The sequence below is a fragment of the Streptomyces coffeae genome (assembly GCF_016741875.1).
Lineage (GTDB): Bacteria > Actinomycetota > Actinomycetes > Streptomycetales > Streptomycetaceae > Streptomyces > Streptomyces coffeae.
In genome coordinates, this window is record NZ_JAERRF010000011.1 from 234,984 (window position 1) to 251,434 (window position 16,451).

The 16,451-nt window shown below is 69.3% G+C and carries 18 protein-coding genes; 7 read left to right on the plus strand and 11 right to left on the minus strand.

All coding sequences use genetic code 11. The features are described 5' to 3' along the window. Positions 1 to 95 precede the first annotated feature (95 nt). The 5 genes from JK363_RS21175 to JK363_RS21195 form a co-directional block, all read right to left on the minus strand. A complete protein-coding gene (locus tag JK363_RS21175; RefSeq protein WP_201876533.1) occupies positions 96 to 305 on the minus strand; it encodes a DUF397 domain-containing protein in 210 nt (69 codons plus the stop codon). 727 nt (positions 306 to 1,032) lie between these two features. Then, the gene (locus JK363_RS21180) at positions 1,033 to 1,872 is read right to left on the minus strand and encodes a helix-turn-helix domain-containing protein (RefSeq protein WP_201876534.1); all 840 of its coding nucleotides are present in this window, start codon (positions 1,870 to 1,872) and stop codon (positions 1,033 to 1,035) included. Further along, positions 1,862 to 2,386: a DUF6879 family protein gene (locus JK363_RS21185; protein ID WP_201876535.1), complete on the minus strand. Its 525-nt coding sequence runs from the start codon at positions 2,384 to 2,386 to the stop codon at positions 1,862 to 1,864. The genes JK363_RS21180 and JK363_RS21185 overlap by 11 nt, the downstream gene beginning before the upstream one ends. After that, positions 2,370 to 2,576: a hypothetical protein gene (locus tag JK363_RS21190; RefSeq protein WP_201876536.1), complete on the minus strand. Its 207-nt coding sequence runs from the start codon at positions 2,574 to 2,576 to the stop codon at positions 2,370 to 2,372. Before JK363_RS21190 ends, JK363_RS21185 begins: the two co-directional genes overlap by 17 nt. A gap of 219 nt (positions 2,577 to 2,795) precedes the next feature. Next, positions 2,796 to 4,478: a fumarate hydratase gene (locus tag JK363_RS21195; protein WP_201876537.1), complete on the minus strand. Its 1,683-nt coding sequence runs from the start codon at positions 4,476 to 4,478 to the stop codon at positions 2,796 to 2,798. 166 nt (positions 4,479 to 4,644) lie between these two features. On the opposite strand from JK363_RS21195, the gene JK363_RS21200 reads away from it, so the two are divergent. Together JK363_RS21200 and JK363_RS21205 are read left to right on the plus strand one after the other, a co-directional pair. After that, positions 4,645 to 5,346: a DUF1707 SHOCT-like domain-containing protein gene (locus JK363_RS21200; protein ID WP_201876538.1), complete on the plus strand. Its 702-nt coding sequence runs from the start codon at positions 4,645 to 4,647 to the stop codon at positions 5,344 to 5,346. Positions 5,347 to 5,526: 180 nt separating this feature from the next. Further along, entirely contained in the window at positions 5,527 to 5,883 is a 357-nt protein-coding gene (locus JK363_RS21205) for a WhiB family transcriptional regulator (protein ID WP_176180866.1), read from the plus strand. Positions 5,884 to 6,025: 142 nt separating this feature from the next. Here the strand turns inward: JK363_RS21205 and glpX are convergent, their stop codons facing one another. Beyond that, a complete protein-coding gene (gene glpX / locus JK363_RS21210; RefSeq protein ID WP_201876588.1) occupies positions 6,026 to 7,057 on the minus strand; it encodes a class II fructose-bisphosphatase in 1,032 nt (343 codons plus the stop codon). Positions 7,058 to 7,241: 184 nt separating this feature from the next. On the opposite strand from glpX, the gene JK363_RS21215 reads away from it, so the two are divergent. Continuing rightward, on the plus strand, positions 7,242 to 7,796 hold the full coding sequence (locus JK363_RS21215; protein ID WP_201876589.1) for a DUF4245 domain-containing protein: 555 nt from the start codon (positions 7,242 to 7,244) through the stop codon (positions 7,794 to 7,796). Between the two features lie 48 nt (positions 7,797 to 7,844). Here the strand turns inward: JK363_RS21215 and JK363_RS21220 are convergent, their stop codons facing one another. The 3 genes from JK363_RS21220 to xseA form a co-directional block, all read right to left on the minus strand. After that, positions 7,845 to 8,435 carry a malonic semialdehyde reductase gene (locus tag JK363_RS21220; RefSeq protein WP_201876539.1) on the minus strand — a complete coding sequence of 197 codons (591 nt, stop codon included), beginning with the start codon at positions 8,433 to 8,435 and terminating at the stop codon, positions 7,845 to 7,847. Positions 8,436 to 8,556: 121 nt separating this feature from the next. After that, positions 8,557 to 8,841, minus strand: coding sequence for an exodeoxyribonuclease VII small subunit (locus JK363_RS21225; RefSeq protein WP_201876540.1), 285 nt, complete (start codon positions 8,839 to 8,841; stop codon positions 8,557 to 8,559). A gap of 46 nt (positions 8,842 to 8,887) precedes the next feature. Next, complete coding sequence (gene xseA / locus JK363_RS21230; RefSeq protein ID WP_201876541.1) at positions 8,888 to 10,117, minus strand: exodeoxyribonuclease VII large subunit; 1,230 nt, start codon at positions 10,115 to 10,117, stop codon at positions 8,888 to 8,890. Positions 10,118 to 10,171: 54 nt separating this feature from the next. Here xseA and JK363_RS21235 point away from each other — a divergent pair, with 54 nt between their 5' ends. Both JK363_RS21235 and ppgK read left to right on the plus strand, forming a co-directional pair. Then, entirely contained in the window at positions 10,172 to 11,203 is a 1,032-nt protein-coding gene (locus tag JK363_RS21235) for a 4-hydroxy-3-methylbut-2-enyl diphosphate reductase (protein WP_372444820.1), read from the plus strand. Next, positions 11,200 to 11,979, plus strand: a complete 780-nt coding sequence (ppgK, locus tag JK363_RS21240; protein ID WP_307821809.1) for a polyphosphate--glucose phosphotransferase — start codon at positions 11,200 to 11,202, stop codon at positions 11,977 to 11,979. The genes JK363_RS21235 and ppgK overlap by 4 nt, the downstream gene beginning before the upstream one ends. On the opposite strand, the gene JK363_RS21245 is transcribed toward ppgK, so the two are convergent. Then, complete coding sequence (locus JK363_RS21245; RefSeq protein WP_201876543.1) at positions 11,885 to 12,547, minus strand: DUF6542 domain-containing protein; 663 nt, start codon at positions 12,545 to 12,547, stop codon at positions 11,885 to 11,887. The two genes, ppgK and JK363_RS21245, sit on opposite strands and share 95 nt — an antisense overlap. Before the next feature lie 197 nt (positions 12,548 to 12,744). On the opposite strand from JK363_RS21245, the gene ychF reads away from it, so the two are divergent. Continuing rightward, on the plus strand, positions 12,745 to 13,833 hold the full coding sequence (gene ychF, locus JK363_RS21250; RefSeq protein WP_201876544.1) for a redox-regulated ATPase YchF: 1,089 nt from the start codon (positions 12,745 to 12,747) through the stop codon (positions 13,831 to 13,833). An 87-nt stretch (positions 13,834 to 13,920) separates the two neighbouring features. Here the strand turns inward: ychF and JK363_RS21255 are convergent, their stop codons facing one another. Further along, positions 13,921 to 15,405, minus strand: a complete 1,485-nt coding sequence (locus tag JK363_RS21255) for an aminotransferase class I/II-fold pyridoxal phosphate-dependent enzyme (protein WP_307821810.1) — start codon at positions 15,403 to 15,405, stop codon at positions 13,921 to 13,923. Between the two features lie 88 nt (positions 15,406 to 15,493). On the opposite strand from JK363_RS21255, the gene JK363_RS21260 reads away from it, so the two are divergent. Next, complete coding sequence (locus tag JK363_RS21260) at positions 15,494 to 16,441, plus strand: LysR family transcriptional regulator (protein ID WP_201876591.1); 948 nt, start codon at positions 15,494 to 15,496, stop codon at positions 16,439 to 16,441. Positions 16,442 to 16,451 lie beyond the last annotated feature (10 nt).

A 16,451-nucleotide genomic window follows, 5' to 3' on the forward strand; every position in this document is an offset into this window, starting at 1 on the left:
GAACTCCCCGCACCGGGCACACCAGGGAACGCCGCTCACGGGGTCCGTGAGGCTCTCGGTAGAGCAGCGGGGGCACTTCGGCACGGGACCTACTCTCAGGTGCTCAGGTCGTATTCACCTGCCTTCACAGCGGCCGCGAGGTCGGTCCACTGCGTGGCCGTCATGGTGACGATAGTGTCCGGCCGCTCGCTGTCGCGCAAGGCGACCACGCCCGGCACGTTCAGCGCGACCTCGGGGCAGTTGCCCACCTTCTTGTCGCGGCATGCGGCGGTCTTGACGAACGCGAATTCGGGGACTCCGCTCATGGTGCTTGATCCCTTCGACGTACTGCGGGGATACGGTCCCCGCACCGTCCTGCAACCCGCCCCGGCCCGCTCGACCTGTCCAGAGTTTCCGCCAACCGGGGCGGGAGTTCATAGGTTGTGCGTCGCGGCAAGCGTGATGATCAGTCCGCAGGACGCGGCAATCAGGAGAACGAAGGATGGCCACGCAATGCGGCCGAGGAATCGCTTCACCATCTGATCGGCTCCAATGTCCCGCCCGAGCACTGAGGGCATGGAACTTTGTACGTGAAGCAGCACGTAGTGCAGCCTTCGAATCCGCAGCATTCTGGGCACCAAATGCGCTTGTGGTCCGTGCAAACACCGCAGTAGGTCAGAGGGGCGACCTGCGGCCTGTCAGCAGCCTGCGGGGCGCTCCTACGTCGAATGGATTTGCCTGCTCGCTTTTGAGGCGCCTTGGTAGCCGTCATACGTTTTTCCGGTCGGTGGCCCTCCGGTGCGGGCAATTTCGCAACTCGACGTTGCAATCCGCCGCCGCTGAAAAGTTCCCCCTGGCCTCGGCCTCTGCGCGCTGCTTGGCCAGCGCGGCACAAACCGCGCATCCTTCGGTTGGCTTCGGAGTGCTGGGAGGGAGCGACAGATGGACAGGCGGTGTCATCATCGTGTTGTTGCTCATCGCTATTGGCCTCCCCGGCTCGGCTGCTCGGTGGCAAGCAATGATGCCGGGAAGCGTGCAGCGATAGACGCTTTATTAGCGTTGTCGGGCAAAGTTCATGGACCACTCGGCCAAGAGCTCCCGGCAGTCATCGCCAAAGATTGCGAACCGCTCGTACGCCTCAAAATCCCTGAGGTACGCCGTGACGTCTCTGTGGTCGCGCAAAATCAATGCCCCCGTGCCGGTTTCCACAGTGGCTAGCCGGCGGTCGTAGACCGTGAATGTGTTCAGTGGCCTTTCCTGGATGTGCCCACCCAAGGGGATCACGCCTAGCTGCACATTCGGAATACGGGAGACGGACGCGAGTCTGTCGAGCTGCATAGCCATAGCCATCGGGGGGAGTAGCGGCCACCTCACCGCCTGCTCCGTGAGAATGAACGTGAACGACTTCGAGGAGTCATAAAGCACCTGCTGTCGTTCTAGCTTCTTAGCAATGGTCTTCGACTGGTCGCCGGGAACGTCGGCAATGCTGGCGCGCACATATTCAGGCGTGGCCAGCAGCCCGGTAATCATCGACAGTAGGAAGAATCGGAACTCTGTCGAGAGCGATTCGAGCGTCGCCAACTCGTTCTGTTTCTTGTCCAAACCCCTACGGCGAGAGGACCAGTGGTCTTGCCATTCCGTGTTGGCTGTTCTTGCTACCGCCAAGATTTCGGAGGCGACGGGGCCGTCGGTTCCAAGTGCTTCAATAATCACTTCGACGTCGACAAGAGAGGGCGTGAGCTTGCCGCCCTCGATGTTGCTGATTTTGGTCTGAGACATGTTGCAGCGGCGAGCGAGCCAGGTTTGTGTTTTCCCGGCTCGCTTGCGCTGGCTTCTCAAGGCTTCCGCTAGGTCAGACCTGGATTGACCTAGGCTTTCGGGCTCAAACGTCAATGCCCTTCACGTACTCCTCAAGGGGCACCGACTCAGTCACCGCAATCCGCTGGTATTCGATGAACCGGGCTACATCCCCTTCGTAGACTTGGCGGTTTATCTGCTGCCCGTCCGGGCGGTAATTCATCAGCACGACTTCGGCGCGGTCGAACATCCAGAAGTCCTGAACGCCAGCCAGCGGATTATCTCGGTCGGTCACATCGAGAATGCGGATCTGCTCACCCGCTAGCGCGTGGGGCGCGTAATACTGGGCGAACTCGAATTGCAGGTAGTCCGTTAGTGGCCGCGTCACGATGTGCACGCGCCCCTGAGCGCGCCCTTCTGCGGCTTGTCGGCGCAGTCGGTCGGTGTACTCATTCGATACGGCGTGGGGGTCGATTCGGGCCCCCGCTTTGAACGCCTCGAACTCGTCTTCCTCCTGCGGCATGAGGTATTGGGGCAGGGTCTCAAGCCTCCACGCTTCCCGCTGAAAGCCCTCGAAGCGTGCCGCCCACTCTTCACCAGCCAAGGACATGAACGGCCTCCCTCAGCACGCTCTCAGAGATCTCGACCAGCCCTTCCCCCTCTGGGGGCGTGAACACCTTGGACAAGTCGCCTTGGACGATGAACGAGCCGTTGGCGGTCCGGTAGACGTTCTGGCAGTCATCCTTGCCGCAAGTGCCGTTTCCGTTGCCGGTGAGTCGGGTCAGTTCCTCGCGCGCCATGCCGAAACCCCCTTGTGATTGGCCCCTGTTGGGCCTGGTGGCTACGACGGTACGAGGGGCTGATACCCCCGTCCATGCGGAAGCGCCAATATTTGCGTGTTCGGGTAAACCGTGGTCTCGGCGACGCTCTGGGCAAGCCTGTACGGGCCGTCTGACCCACGGGCAACAGCAGAGCCCCCGGCGGGCGCCGAGGGCTCTGTGAGGCTGTCAGGTGGCGACTCAGGCCAGGCCGGGACCCCGGACAGGGATGCTGGTGAACGTCGGCTGCTCAGGTTCCCGCGAAGTGAAGAAGTCGTTGCCCTTGTCGTCCACCACGATGAACGCCGGGAAGTCCTCGACCTCGATCTTCCAGACCGCCTCCATGCCCAGCTCCTCGTACTCCAGGACCTCGACCTTCTTGATGCAGTCCTGGGCCAGCCGGGCCGCCGGGCCGCCGATGGAGCCCAGGTAGAAGCCGCCGTGCGCGGCGCAGGCGTCGGTCACCTGCTGCGAGCGGTTGCCCTTGGCGAGCATGACCTTCGAGCCGCCGGCCGCCTGGAACTGCTCGACGTAGGCGTCCATCCGGCCCGCCGTGGTCGGGCCGAACGAACCGGAGGCGTACCCCTCGGGGGTCTTGGCCGGGCCCGCGTAGTAGACCGGGTGGTTCTTCAGGTACTCCGGCATCTCCTCGCCCGCGTCCAGCCGCTCCTTGATCTTCGCGTGGGCGATGTCACGGGCGACGACCAGCGTGCCGGTCAGCGAGAGCCGGGTCTTGACCGGGTGCCTGGTCAGCTCGGCCAGGACCTCGTCCATGGGCCGGTTGAGGTCGATGGCGACCGCGTCCAGGTCCGGGCCCGCGCCCTTGGTCAGCTCCTCGTCCGTGGTGTCCGGGAGGAAGCGCGCCGGGTCGGTCTCCAGCTGTTCCAGGAAGACGCCCTCGGGGGTGATCTTCGCGAGCGCCTGGCGGTCGGCGGAGCAGGAGACGGCGATGGCCACCGGGCAGGACGCGCCGTGCCGGGGCAGCCGCACGACCCGGACGTCGTGGCAGAAGTACTTGCCGCCGAACTGCGCCCCGATCCCGATCTTCTGGGTCAGCTCGAAGACCTTCTCCTCCAGCTCCTTGTCGCGGAAGCCGTGGCCGGTCGGGGAGCCTGAAGCGGGCAGCTCGTCGAGGTAGTGCGCCGAGGCGTACTTGGCGGTCTTGAGCGCGTACTCCGCGCTGGTGCCGCCGACCACGATGGCCAGGTGGTACGGCGGGCAGGCGGCGGTGCCCAGCGAGCGAATCTTCTCCTCCAGGAACTTCATCATCGATGCCTCGTTCAGCACCGCCTTCGTCTCCTGGTAGAGGAAGGACTTGTTGGCCGAGCCGCCGCCCTTGGCCATGAAGAGGAACTTGTAGGCGCCGCCGTCGGTCGCGTACAGCTCGATCTGCGCGGGCAGGTTGGAGCCGGTGTTCTTCTCCTCCCACATGGTCAGCGGGGCCATCTGGGAGTAGCGCAGATTGAGCTTGGTGTAGGCGTCGAAGACACCGCGCGAGAGGGCCTCTTCGTCGCGCCCTTCCGTCAGCACGTGCTGCCCGCGCTTGCCCATGACGATGGCGGTGCCGGTGTCCTGGCACATGGGCAGCACACCCGCCGCCGCGATGTTCGCGTTCTTCAGCAGGTCCAGCGCGACGAACCGGTCGTTGGCGCTGGCCTCGGGGTCGTCGAGGATCCGGCGCAGCTGGGCGAGGTGGGTCGGGCGCAGATAGTGCGAAATGTCGTGCATCGCCTCGGCCGCGAGCGTGCGCAGCGCCTCCGGCTCGACCTTCAGGAAGGTACGCCCGTCGGCCTCGAAGGTGCTCACGCCCTCCGAGGTCACCAGGCGGTACGGCGTGGTGTCCTCGCCCAGAGGCAGCAGATCCGTGTAGGCAAACTCAGGCATTCCGGCCATTCCTCACTCGGCAGACAGTGCTGGCATCGACGGCAGCGGCCACCAGCGTAGAACGGGGGCGGTGGGTCGGTCCTTGTGAGGTAAGGCTCAGTCACCTCGGGGAGGGAAGTGTCGCGACCCCTGGTCGCGATCTATCGCGACTGGGTACGCTGAGCGCGTGGATGAGCAGCAGCCGGTGCCCCTGACCAAGTCCCCTTCCGTTCCCGTGTCTTCCGTTCCCGCGTCCGGGCCCGTGGCGCCCGCCGCGTCCGCGCAGGCGCCGCTGCGCGCCTCCGACGCGGACCGCGACCGGATCGCGGACATCCTGCGGGACGCCCTCGCCGAGGGGCGGCTCGACCCCGAGGAGCACGCGGAGCGGATCGACGCGGTCTACCGCGCCAAGACCCTCGGCGAACTGGAGCCCCTGGTCCGCGATCTGCCCGTGGCGCCGGGCCGCGGCGCCGGACCGGAGCCGGCCCGGGGCGGGGAGGACTCGTCCTGGGCCCGTACCGCACCCGCGGCGGAGAACCTGGTGGCGATCTTCGGCGGGGCGGCGCGCAAGGGGCGCTGGCGGGTCCGCCGCCGGACCAACGCGCTGGCGGTCTTCGGCGGGGCCGAGATCGATCTGACCGAGGCGATCTTCGAGCAGCAGGAGATCGTCATCCGTGTCTGGGCGCTCTTCGGCGGGGTGGAGATCAAGGTCCCGGAGAACGTCACCCTGCACGGCTCGGGTGCCGGGATCTTCGGCGGCTTCGACGTGACCCCCTGCGAGGCGCCGGATCCCCAGGCGCCGGTGGTCCATGTCGGCGGATTCGCTGTCTTCGGAGGGGTGGAAGCCCGGCCCAAGCGGGGTAAGCGACTGAAGAACCTGCGGTCGTGAGCCCGGTGAAGTCCGGGCGGGCGCAGGGAATTTGCGGTCGGGACAACGGTGTGCATAAGCGCGCGCACAGCGGGTAAGGCTTGGTGCATCGTCTCTCGTACGGCTGATGGGGGTGCACACGGGGCCGTACGCCGCGAGGCGGGCAAGGGTGACCACCGGAGCCGTCGTCAGGAGTAGACCGTGCTGCAACCGCATCAGCCCCTGCTGGACGCCGCCGTGCCCCCGCAGCGCATCCCCGCTCGGGATCAGGCCGGCCCCTGGCACTCGGAGGCGGTGTGCCGCCGGGACGAGGCCGGGCTGTTCTTCGCTCCTTCCAAGGAGCCCACGGCTGCGCGGCTGTCGCGGGAAGAGGCCGCCAAGCGGGTCTGCGCGCGCTGCCCGGTCATGGTCGAGTGCCGTGAGCACGCGCTGTTGCAGCCCGAGCCGTATGGCGTGTGGGGCGGGCTGACCGCGGCCGAGCGCCGGGTGGTGCTGGCCCGCCGCCGTCGCCGGGAGGCCGAGCTCCAGCGCGCCATGAGGGTGGCCGCCGCGGGCTGAGCGCTGCGGATCGCACAAGGGCCGGGCCCCGCCGGGAAGGCGGGGCCCGGCCCTTGTACGGAGCGCGGGTTGCGGGGGCGCGGGCGGCCACGACGCGGCCGCGGACGCAGGGCGGCACCTCGCGGCTCTTCCCGCGGAGCGCTCAGCGGGCGCGCTCGAAGTCCACCGAGGCGTAGGCGCGCAGCTTGGACAGCCGGTGGGTGGAGTCGATCTGCCGGATGGTCCCGGACTTGGACCGCATCACCAGCGACTGGGTGGTCGCGGTCTCCGCGCGGTACCGCACCCCGCGCAGCAGATCGCCGTCGGTGATGCCGGTGGCAACGAAGAACACGTTGTCGCCCTTGACCAGGTCGTCTGTCTGGAGCACCTGGTCGAGGTCATGACCGGCGTCGAGGGCGCGCTGCTTCTCGTCGTCGTCCTTGGGCCACAGCTTGGCCTGGATGGTGCCGCCGAGGCACTTGATCGCACAGGCCGCGATGATGCCCTCCGGGGTGCCGCCCACGCCCAGCAGCAGATCCACACCGGTGCCCTCGCGCACCGCCATGATCGCTCCGGCCACATCGCCGTCGGAGATGAACTTGATCCGGGCGCCCGCCTCGCGGATCTCCTTGACGATGCCCTCGTGACGGGGGCGGTCCAGCACCACCACGGTGACGTCCTCGGGGCTGGACCTCTTGGCCTTGGCGATCCGCCGGATGTTCACCCCGGGCGGCGCGGTGATGTCGACGAACTCGGCCGCCTCCGGGCCGGTGACCAGCTTGTCCATGTAGAACACGGCCGACGGGTCGAACATCGTGCCGCGCTCGGCGACCGCGAGCACCGAGACCGCGTTGGCCATGCCCTTGGCGGTGAGGGTGGTGCCGTCCACCGGGTCCACGGCCACATCGCACTCCGGGCCGGTGCCGTCGCCGACCCGCTCCCCGTTGTAGAGCATCGGCGCCTCGTCCTTCTCGCCCTCGCCGATGACCACGACACCGTTCATGGAGACGGTGTGCACCAGCGAACGCATGGCCTTGACGGCCGCACCGTCGGCGCCGTTCTTGTCGCCGCGGCCCACCCAGCGGCCGGAGGCCATGGCACCCGCCTCGGTGACCCGGACGAGCTCCAGGGCGAGGTTGCGGTCGGGAGCCTCGGGGCTGACCTCGAGCTGGGACGGCAGATGGTGCTCGGTCATCGGAGCGCACCTTTCTGTACGGCGACGGCCGGTGGGCCCCTCCTCGCCGAAGGCGGGCGAGAAGGAGAGGGTGCTCATGACTTTATCCGCTGAGTGCGAGTGTGAGCAGAGGACCCCACGCATGAGCGCGACCCTGTTGCCGGGTGCGGCGGCGGGATGGGGGACGATGGGGGACGTGGCAGGTATGCGAGGCAAAGAGACGGTCCGGGACATGCTGCTGTCAATGGCGGCGATCGGCGCCGTCGCGGCGGGCATCTATGTCTTCCAGATCCCGCGCGATGACAGCGACAAGGACGGGGGTGTCAGGACGGTCGACTACCGGGTGGAGCTCCGGACGGCCCGCCGCGCCGCGCCGTACCCGGTGGCCGCCCCCGAGTCCGGCAGTCTGCCCAAGGGCTGGCGCGCGACCTCGGTCACCTACACTCCGACGGCGGGCAGCACCGGCGCGGGCGGCGGCAGCGCCGCCTGGCACCTGGGCTTCCTGGACGAGAAGCGGGAGTACGTGGCGATCGAGCAGAGCGACGGCAAGGCGGCGACGTTCGTCGACAACGTCACCCAGCAGGCCCGGGCGACCAAGGACACCCAGCGGATCGACGGCAAGGAGTGGGTCCGCTACGAGGGTGACAAGTACGACGCCCTGGTGTGCCAGGAGCGGGGGGTGACCACGGTGGTCACCGGGACCGCGTCCCGTGCCCATCTGACGAAGATGGCCGCCGCGCTCGAGGCCCGGAAGGGCTGAGCACGGCGGCCGGAGTGCCACGCCGGGCGGACGGCCCGGACGGCAGGGTCAGACGCTGGTGACGACCTCGTCGTAGTCCAGACGCGGGCCGCGCGGGCGCCAGGCGTCCTCGCCCGGCTTGCCGATGTTGACGACGATCAGCGGGGTGTGGTCGTCGTCCAGGAACTCCTTCTGCACCCCGGCGGCGTCGAAGCCGGTCATCGGACCGGCGGCCAGACCGGCGGCGCGGATGCCCAGGATGAAGTAGCCCGCCTGGAGCGCGGCATTGAGCCCCGCCGCCTGCTCACGGGCGCCGCGCTCGGCGAAGAAGACATCCTTGGCCTGCGGGAAGTGCGGGAAGAGCGTGGGCAGTTCCTCGTGGAACTCATTGTCCGCGACGAGGATCGCGACCAGCGGGGCGGTGGCCGTCTTGGGGCGGTTGCCCTCGGCCATATGCGGCACCAGACGCTCCCGGGCCTCGGCGGAGCGCACCAGAACCACCCGCAGCGGTGACTGGTTGAAGGCGGTCGGGGCGTACTTGACCAGGTCGTAGATCGCCCGTACCTGCTCCTCGGACACTGGCTCGTCGGTGAAGGTGTTGGCGGTGTGCGCCTCACGGAAGAGCAGGTCCTGGGCGGCGGGGTCGAGGGCGAGAGTCATGGCACAACCTTCGGATCGCAGCGGTGGGACGTGATGTCGACACCCACCGTACCGGCTTTAGATTAACCTTCAACTAAATCGGGGGGAAGGGTGCTCCGTATCACAGCGCCGGCCGCCGCGCTCAGTCGCCGTCGGCCCCGGTGTCCCCCGTACGCCCCCCGGCATCCCGCCCCTCGGCGTCCTCCGTCCCCGAGTCCGCCAGCGCCGCGTCCAGCCGCGCCCGCGCCCCCTCCAGCCAGCGGCGGCACACCTTCGCCAGCTCCTCGCCGCGCTCCCACAGCGCGAGCGACTCCTCCAGGCTGGTGCCGCCCGCCTCCAGCCGGCGCACGACCTCGACCAGCTCGTCCCGCGCCTGCTCGTAGCCGAGGGCCGAGGTGTCGTTCACCTTCTCGTCCGTCTTCGCCATGCCGCACACCCTATGCACAGGGACCGACACCGCAGGGGCCGTCCGCTCAGCCGCCGTCGACGGCGGACCCGCTGACCGCGCGGACCGTGAACTCGCCCTCGGCCACCCGCGCCCTCAGCTCCTCCTCCCGCCTCACCTCGTCCGCCGACCGCACCACCGAACCGTCGGCGTGCTGGAGCACCGCATAGCCGCGGCGCAGCGTGGCGGCGGGGGAGAGGGCCACCACCCGGGCATGGGTGTGCGCCAGCTCGGATTCGGCCCGGTCCAGCAGATGGCCCAGACAGCGGCGGCCGCGCTCCAGCACCGCGGCGATCTGCTCCTCGCGCTCATCCACCATCCGCCGGGGCTGCTGGAAACACGGGCGGGCCAGCGCCGCCGCGAGCCCCCGCTCCTCCCGATCCAGCAGCCCATGGACACTGCGCAGCGCGCGCTCGCGCAGCTGCTGGATCCGCAGCAGCTCCTCGCCCACATCCGGGACGATCTTCTTCGCCGCGTCGGTGGGGGTGGACGCCCGCAGATCGGCCACCAGGTCCAGCAGCGGGGAGTCCGGCTCATGGCCGATCGCGGAGACCACCGGCGTACGACACGCGGCCACCGCCCGCACCAGCTGCTCGTCCGAGAACGGCAGCAGGTCCTCCACACTGCCGCCGCCGCGCGCCACCACGATCACATCCACCTCGGGCAGCGCGTCCAGCTCCTGGACCGCCTCGATCACCTGCGGTACCGCGTGCACTCCCTGCACCGCCACATTGCGCACCTCGAAGCGGACGGCGGGCCAGCGCAGCCGGGCGTTCTCCAGCACATCCCGCTCGGCGGCCGAGGCCCGTCCGCACACCAGCCCTATCAGCTGGGGCAGGAACGGCAGCCGCTTCTTGCGGTCGGCGGCGAACAGCCCCTCGGCCGCCAGCGCCTTCTTCAGCTGCTCCAGACGTGCCAGCAGCTCCCCGACCCCCACCGGGCGGATCTCGGTGGCCCGCAGCGACAGCTGACCGCGCGGGGCGTACCACTCCGGCTTGGCGTGCACCACCACGCGCGCGCCCTCGGAGACGGTGTCCGCGATCCGGTCGAATACGGCGCGGAAACAGGTGACGGTCAGCGAGATGTCGTAACTGGGGTCGCGCAGTGTCAGAAACACCACCCCCGCCCCGGGGCGCCGGGACAGCTGGGTGATCTGCCCCTCCACCCACACCGCCCCCAGCCGGTCGATCCATCCCCCGATCAGCCGGGACACCTCGCCGACCGGGATCGGCTCCTCCGCGGACGTGTTGACAGCCATGACCGCGAGCGTATCGGCCACCGCCGACAGGATCGCTGGGTCGGCGCCCCTACCATGGGGGTCATGACTGCAACCTCCGCCCGCCGGGTCCTGCTCGCCGCCCCGCGTGGCTACTGCGCCGGTGTCGACCGTGCCGTGATCGCCGTCGAGAAGGCCCTGGAGCAGTACGGCGCGCCGATCTATGTGCGCAAAGAAATCGTCCACAACAAATACGTCGTCCAGACCCTGGAGAAGAAGGGCGCGATCTTCGTCGACGAGACGGAGGAGGTGCCCCAGGGGGCGATCGTGATCTTCTCGGCCCACGGTGTCGCGCCGGTCGTCCACGAGGAGGCCAGGCAGCGCCAGCTGGCCACCATCGACGCCACCTGCCCTCTGGTGACCAAGGTCCACAAGGAGGCCGTCCGGTTCGCCAACGAGGACTACGACATCCTCCTGATCGGTCACGAGGGCCATGAGGAGGTCATCGGGACCAGCGGTGAGGCGCCCGACCACATCACGCTGGTCGACGGCCCGGCCGATGTGAAGAACGTCGAGGTCCGCGACGAGTCCAAGGTCGTCTGGCTCTCCCAGACCACCCTGTCGGTGGACGAGACCATGGAGACGGTGGACGCGCTCAAGGAGCGTTTCCCGCAGCTGATCAGCCCGCCCAGCGACGACATCTGCTACGCCACCCAGAACCGCCAGACCGCGGTGAAGCAGGTCGCCGCCGAGTCCGACCTCGTCATCGTCGTCGGCTCCAAGAACTCCTCCAACTCGGTACGGCTGGTCGAGGTCGCCCTCGGCGCCGGTGCCAAGGCCGGTCATCTGGTCGACTTCGCCGACGAGATCGACGAAGCCTGGCTCGAGGGCGTGTCCACGGTCGGTGTGACCTCGGGCGCCTCGGTGCCGGACGTGCTCGTGGAGGGCGTCCTGGAGTGGCTGGCCGAGCGCGGCTTCGGTGATGTCGAGGTCGTCCAGCCCATGGAGGAGAGCCTGACGTTCTCGCTCCCCAAGGAGCTGCGCCGCGATCTGCGGGCCGAGGCCGCGGCCGCTTCGACGGGCGGCTCCTCGGCGGGCGGCTCCTCGGCGGGCGGCGCGGAGCGGTGACCGCCGCAGGCGGCTCCACCGCGCGGGTGTTCGGAGTGGACATCGGCGGGTCCGGTATCAAGGGCGCGCCGGTGGACCTGGACCGTGGCGATCTGGCCGAGGAGCGCCACAAGGTGCTCACCCCCCATCCGGCCACCCCCGAGGCGGTCGTGGAGGGACTGGTGGAGGTCGTCCAGCACTTCGACTGGTCCGGGCGGCCGGTCGGGGTGACCTTCCCCGGGGTGGTGACGGACGGCACGACCCGTACCGCCGCCAATGTCGACAAGAGCTGGATCGGTACCGATCTGGCCGCGGTGCTCCGCGGGCGGCTGGGCTGCCCGGTGACCGTGCTCAACGACGCGGACGCCGCCGGGGTCGCGGAGATGACCTTCGGCGCGGGCCAGGGCCGTCAGGGCACGGTCGTCCTGCTCACCCTGGGTACCGGCATCGGCAGTGCGGTCTTCACCGGCGGCACACTGGTGCCCAACACCGAGCTGGGCCATCTGGAGCTGCACGGCCACGAGGCCGAGAAGCGCGCCTCGACCAAGGCCAAGGAGGACCAGGACCTCAGCTGGGAGCACTGGGCGGGCCGGGTACAGAAGTACCTGGCCCATCTGGAGATGCTGTTCTCGCCCGAGCTGTTCGTGATCGGCGGCGGGGTGAGCCGCAAGGCCCACAAGTTCCTGCCGCTGATCGAGGACATCAGAGCCGAGATCGTGCCTGCGAGGCTCCAGAACAACGCGGGGATCGTGGGGGCCGCGATGGCCGCGTCGTCCGCTGCCGGTGACGCCGGCTGACCAGGGTCGCCCGGCGCACCAGGACGATCAGCACGGTGAGCAGCGTTCCCGAGTAGAGCCAGCCCGCGTGCAGCGAGAGCAGGGTGAACACGCCGATCGCCTGTCCCGCGAACCCCTCGCCGCCGTCGTTGATCGGCAGCAGCCCGGCCGTGAAGGCAAGCGGCACCGTAATCGGTCCCGCCAGCAGATCGGCCGGCCGTACCCACATGGCGCAGGCCGCGCAGGCGAACAGGAAGAACCAGCTGTACACGGTGGGTGAGCCGGCGAAAAGTAACGCGTCCAGACAGCCGAAGCCCAGCATGCCCAGCGTGGTCAGCAGCCCGGTGCCGAGCCCGGTGAGCCGGGGGTCCGGCCAGCTCGGGCGGCGGCCGCGCAGACCGGACAGCGCCGTGGCGGCGGCGCCGAGCGGTCTATTCCGCCGCGCCGGCGCCCGCGCCGGGCGTGACGCCCGGTCCGCGCCGCCCCTGCCCGGCCCTCTGCCACCTCGGCCCGTGTACGTATCGTCCGCGGCCGGGCGCGGCGGCGGGGCCGCCGCCCGGCGGGGCGTTCGTGTGCTGTAGTGCTCCACCCGACCAACGTAGGTCGACGGAGGGCGGTAATCCGCCCTTGGACACGCCCTTCGCAGGACCTTGGCAGCGTGTTCGACTGATTATCAGCCCGGGTGGGTGATCGGGAGCGGCCCCGTAGACTGGTGGACCGGCCCCGTCAGGGGCCACGTCCCTGTCATCACATCCCCGCTACGGGAAGCTACGGGAAGTCGCCAACGTGTCGCTCACGATCGGAATCGTCGGTCTGCCCAATGTCGGCAAGTCGACCCTGTTCAACGCCCTGACCAAGAACGACGTGCTCGCGGCCAACTACCCGTTCGCCACCATCGAGCCCAACGTCGGTGTCGTCGGCGTCCCGGACCCCCGGCTCGACAAGCTCGCCGAGCTCTTCGGCTCCGCCCGCAAACTGCCCGCCACCGTCGACTTCGTCGACATCGCCGGGATCGTGAAGGGCGCCTCGGAGGGTGAGGGGCTGGGCAACAAGTTCCTGGCGAACATCCGTGAGTCCGATGCGATCTGCCAGGTCATCCGCGCCTTCAAGGACGAGAACGTCGTCCATGTCGACGGCAAGATCTCGCCCAAGAGCGATATCGAGACGATCAACACCGAGCTGATCCTCGCCGATCTCCAGACCATCGAGAAGGTGCTGCCCCGCCTGGTCAAGGAGTCCCGGATACAGAAGGACAAGCAGGCGCAGGTCAAGGCGGTCGAGGAGGCCAAGGGCATCCTCGAGGAGGGCCGCACCCTCTTCTCCGAGGGCATCGTCCAGGGCAGCGAGCGCGCCGCCCTCCTCCACGAGCTGCACCTGCTGACCACCAAGCCCTTCCTCTACGTCTTCAACGTCGACGAGGACGAGCTGACCGACGACTCCTTCAAGGCCGAGCAGCGCGCCCTGGTCGCCCCGGCCGAGGCGATCTTCCTCAACGCCAAGCTGGAGGCCGACCTCGCCGAGCTCGACGACGACGAGGCCCTGGAGCTCCTGCAGTCCGTCGGCCAGGACGAGCCGGGCCTCACCACCCTCGCCCGCGTCGGCTTCAACACCCTGGGCCTCCAGACCTATCTCACGGCAGGCCCCAAGGAGTCCCGCGCCTGGACCATCAAGAAGGGCGCCACGGCCCCCGAAGCCGCCGGTGTGATCCACACCGACTTCCAGAAGGGCTTCATCAAGGCCGAGGTCATCTCCTTCGACGAACTGGTCGAGACCGGCTCCGTCGCCGACGCCCGCGCGGCGGGCAAGGCGCGTATGGAGGGCAAGGACTATGTGATGCGCGACGGGGATGTCGTGGAGTTCCGCTTCAACGTGTAGTCGCTTCCCCGGCATCGCCGTAGCGATCAGGTCACACGGGGCCGACCCCCTGCGGGGTCGGCCCCGTTGTCGTTCGCCGCATGTGCCTCACGCACCAGCGGGTCCGTCCACGACGCGCAGCGTCGTCACGGCCGGGTCGGCGGCGCCTCGCACGTGACCGTTGGGGACGGCCGCGGTGCGGTGGAAGAAGTCGACGAGTTCGGCGGTGATGACCTCGCCCGGCAGGACGTTGGGGATACCGGGTGGGTACGCGGCGAGCGTGTCGGCGGATACCCGCCCGATGGCCTCGTGGGCCGGGACGCTGCGGCTGGGCGCGAGGAATGCGGTACGGGTGGTCAGGGCGACCGGGCCGGGGGCGGGCAGCCGCAGTCGGCTCGGCGGAGCCTGTTCGCCGAGCGGGGCCGGGAGTGCGTGCAGGGCCTGGAGGAAGCGGTGGGTGTCCGGCTCCGCCCCCGCGCCGATCACGGCGACGATCGCCGAGTCGGTGGCGACCTCCACCATGATGCGGTGGTCGTGCATCAGCCGGCGCCGGGCCTCGTGGCCGGAGATCCCGCCGACCCGGGTGTTGACCGGAACCCGCAGCGGATCGGCGTCCACGATGTCAGGGAAGCGCTCGAAGTCGTCGCCGGCCAGGCGGAACCGGTTGGCGGAGCGGACCTGGGAGCGTATCTCGGCCGCCGTGTCCAGCGAGGCGCCGATCCGGTCCTTGCCGGTCACCAGGGCCTGGCGGGCCATGTCGAGGGAGGTCAGCAGCAGCGCGCTGGCGCTGGTGGACTGGGTCAGGTGGAAGACCCGGTCGATCAGTGGCTCCAGGGTGTCGGCGAACGGTCCGTCGCCGAGGTGCAGCATCGCGGACTGGGTGAGACTTCCGGCCAGCTTGTGCGTGCTGGAGATGACGATGTCGGCTCCCTGCGCGAGGGCGTTCGCGGGGAGGCCGGGGTGGAAGCCGAAATGCGATCCCCATGCCTCGTCGACGATGAGCGGGATCCCGGCGGCGTGGGCCACGTCGGCCAGGGCGCGTACGTCGGCGACCGCACCGAAGTAGCTCGGCGTCACCACGTACGCGGCAGCCGCCTCCGGGTTGGCGGCGAGGGTCCGGGCGAGGTCCGCCGGGGCCACCCCGTGCGCGATGCCCAGGTCGGCGTCGACCGACGGATGCACAAAGGCGGCCTTCTGGCCGGAGAGCACCAGGCCGTCGATGACGCTGGAGTGGACGCTGCGCTGCACGATCAGCGTTTCGCCGAGCGACCGGGTGACCAGGGTCGCCATCCGGTTCCCCTGGGAGGCGCCGTTGGTGAGGAACCAGGTCCTGCGCGCCCCCCACGCCTGCGCGGCGAGATCGAGCGCCTGGCTCATCGGGCTGGCGGTGCCGAGGTCGATGCCCTCCAGCAGCGGTGGCACGTCCATGCGCAGCGGCGCGTCACCGAGCAGCCGCGCGAGCGGACCGAAGCGGCTGAGGTCGGCGGAGTGGCCGGGGACGTTCAGCCGCAGCCAGTCCTGGCCGGCGTAGGCCCGGACGGCCTCGGCGTAGGGGGCGGTGTGCTGGGCGGCGAGCGTGGTTCGGTGCGTCACGTGGAGCAGCGTCACAAGGGTGGATCGTTAGAGGAACCCTCTGTTTATATGGATGTCTCCAGAGTTCTTCTATAGACCAGGGGTGCTCATGCTGGAGCTGCGCCATTTCCAGGTCCTGCGTGCCATCGCCCGCGAAGGCTCCCTCGCCGGCGCCGCACGCGTGCTGCGCTACACCCAGCCGACGGTGACGTACCACCTGGCCACCCTCGAATCCCACTTCGGCGCGCCGCTGTTCCACCGGAGCTCCCGTGGGGCCGCCCTCACCGAGGTCGGGGAGGCGCTGCTGCCGCATGCCGAGGCGGTTCTGGAACGCGTCCGGCTCGCTGAGCAGGAGGTGCGCGGCATGGTGCGGCGCGGCACCGCGACCCTGCGCGTCGGGACCTTCCCCACGGCAGGCGCCCTGCTGCTCCCTCCGGCGGTCCGCAGCCTCCACCGCCAGGGGGTCCATGTCACCCTGCGGGAGGGAGAGCTCCCCACCCTGCTCGCCGGGCTCCGTTCCCGGGAGCTGCACCTCGCCCTGGTCTTCTCCCAGCCGGGTGACCGTCTCGATCTGGAGGAGGACTTCATCGTCCACCCCCTGCTCGAGGACCCCCTGATGCTCGTGCTGCCCGCCGACCACCCGCAAGCCCACAGGGAAAGCGTCCCGCTGACCGCGCTGCGCGAGGACGGCTGGATCATGGGCACCACCGACTGGGACCCGTGCGACCGCCTGCTCTCCTGGGCCTGCGCCCAGGAGGGATTCGAGCCCGTGCGTGTGATGCGCACCGACGACTACGGAGTGCTCCAGGGCTTTGTCGCCGCAGGGCTGGGCGTCGCCCTCGTCCCCGGCCTGGGACTGGGCAGCCCCCGGGACGACATCGTGGTCCGCCCGATCGACGGCCGGGCACTGGCCCGGCAGATCGGTGTCGCCGTGCTGCGCACCACCACGGTGGGCAGCGCCGGCCAACTGCTGGCCGAACTGCGGAAGGAAGCCGCACGGATCCAGGCCGAGCACCGCGGGCCGGGGCTCACGCCACCGGTCGTCGCTCCGCGCTGAGCGTGCGGGC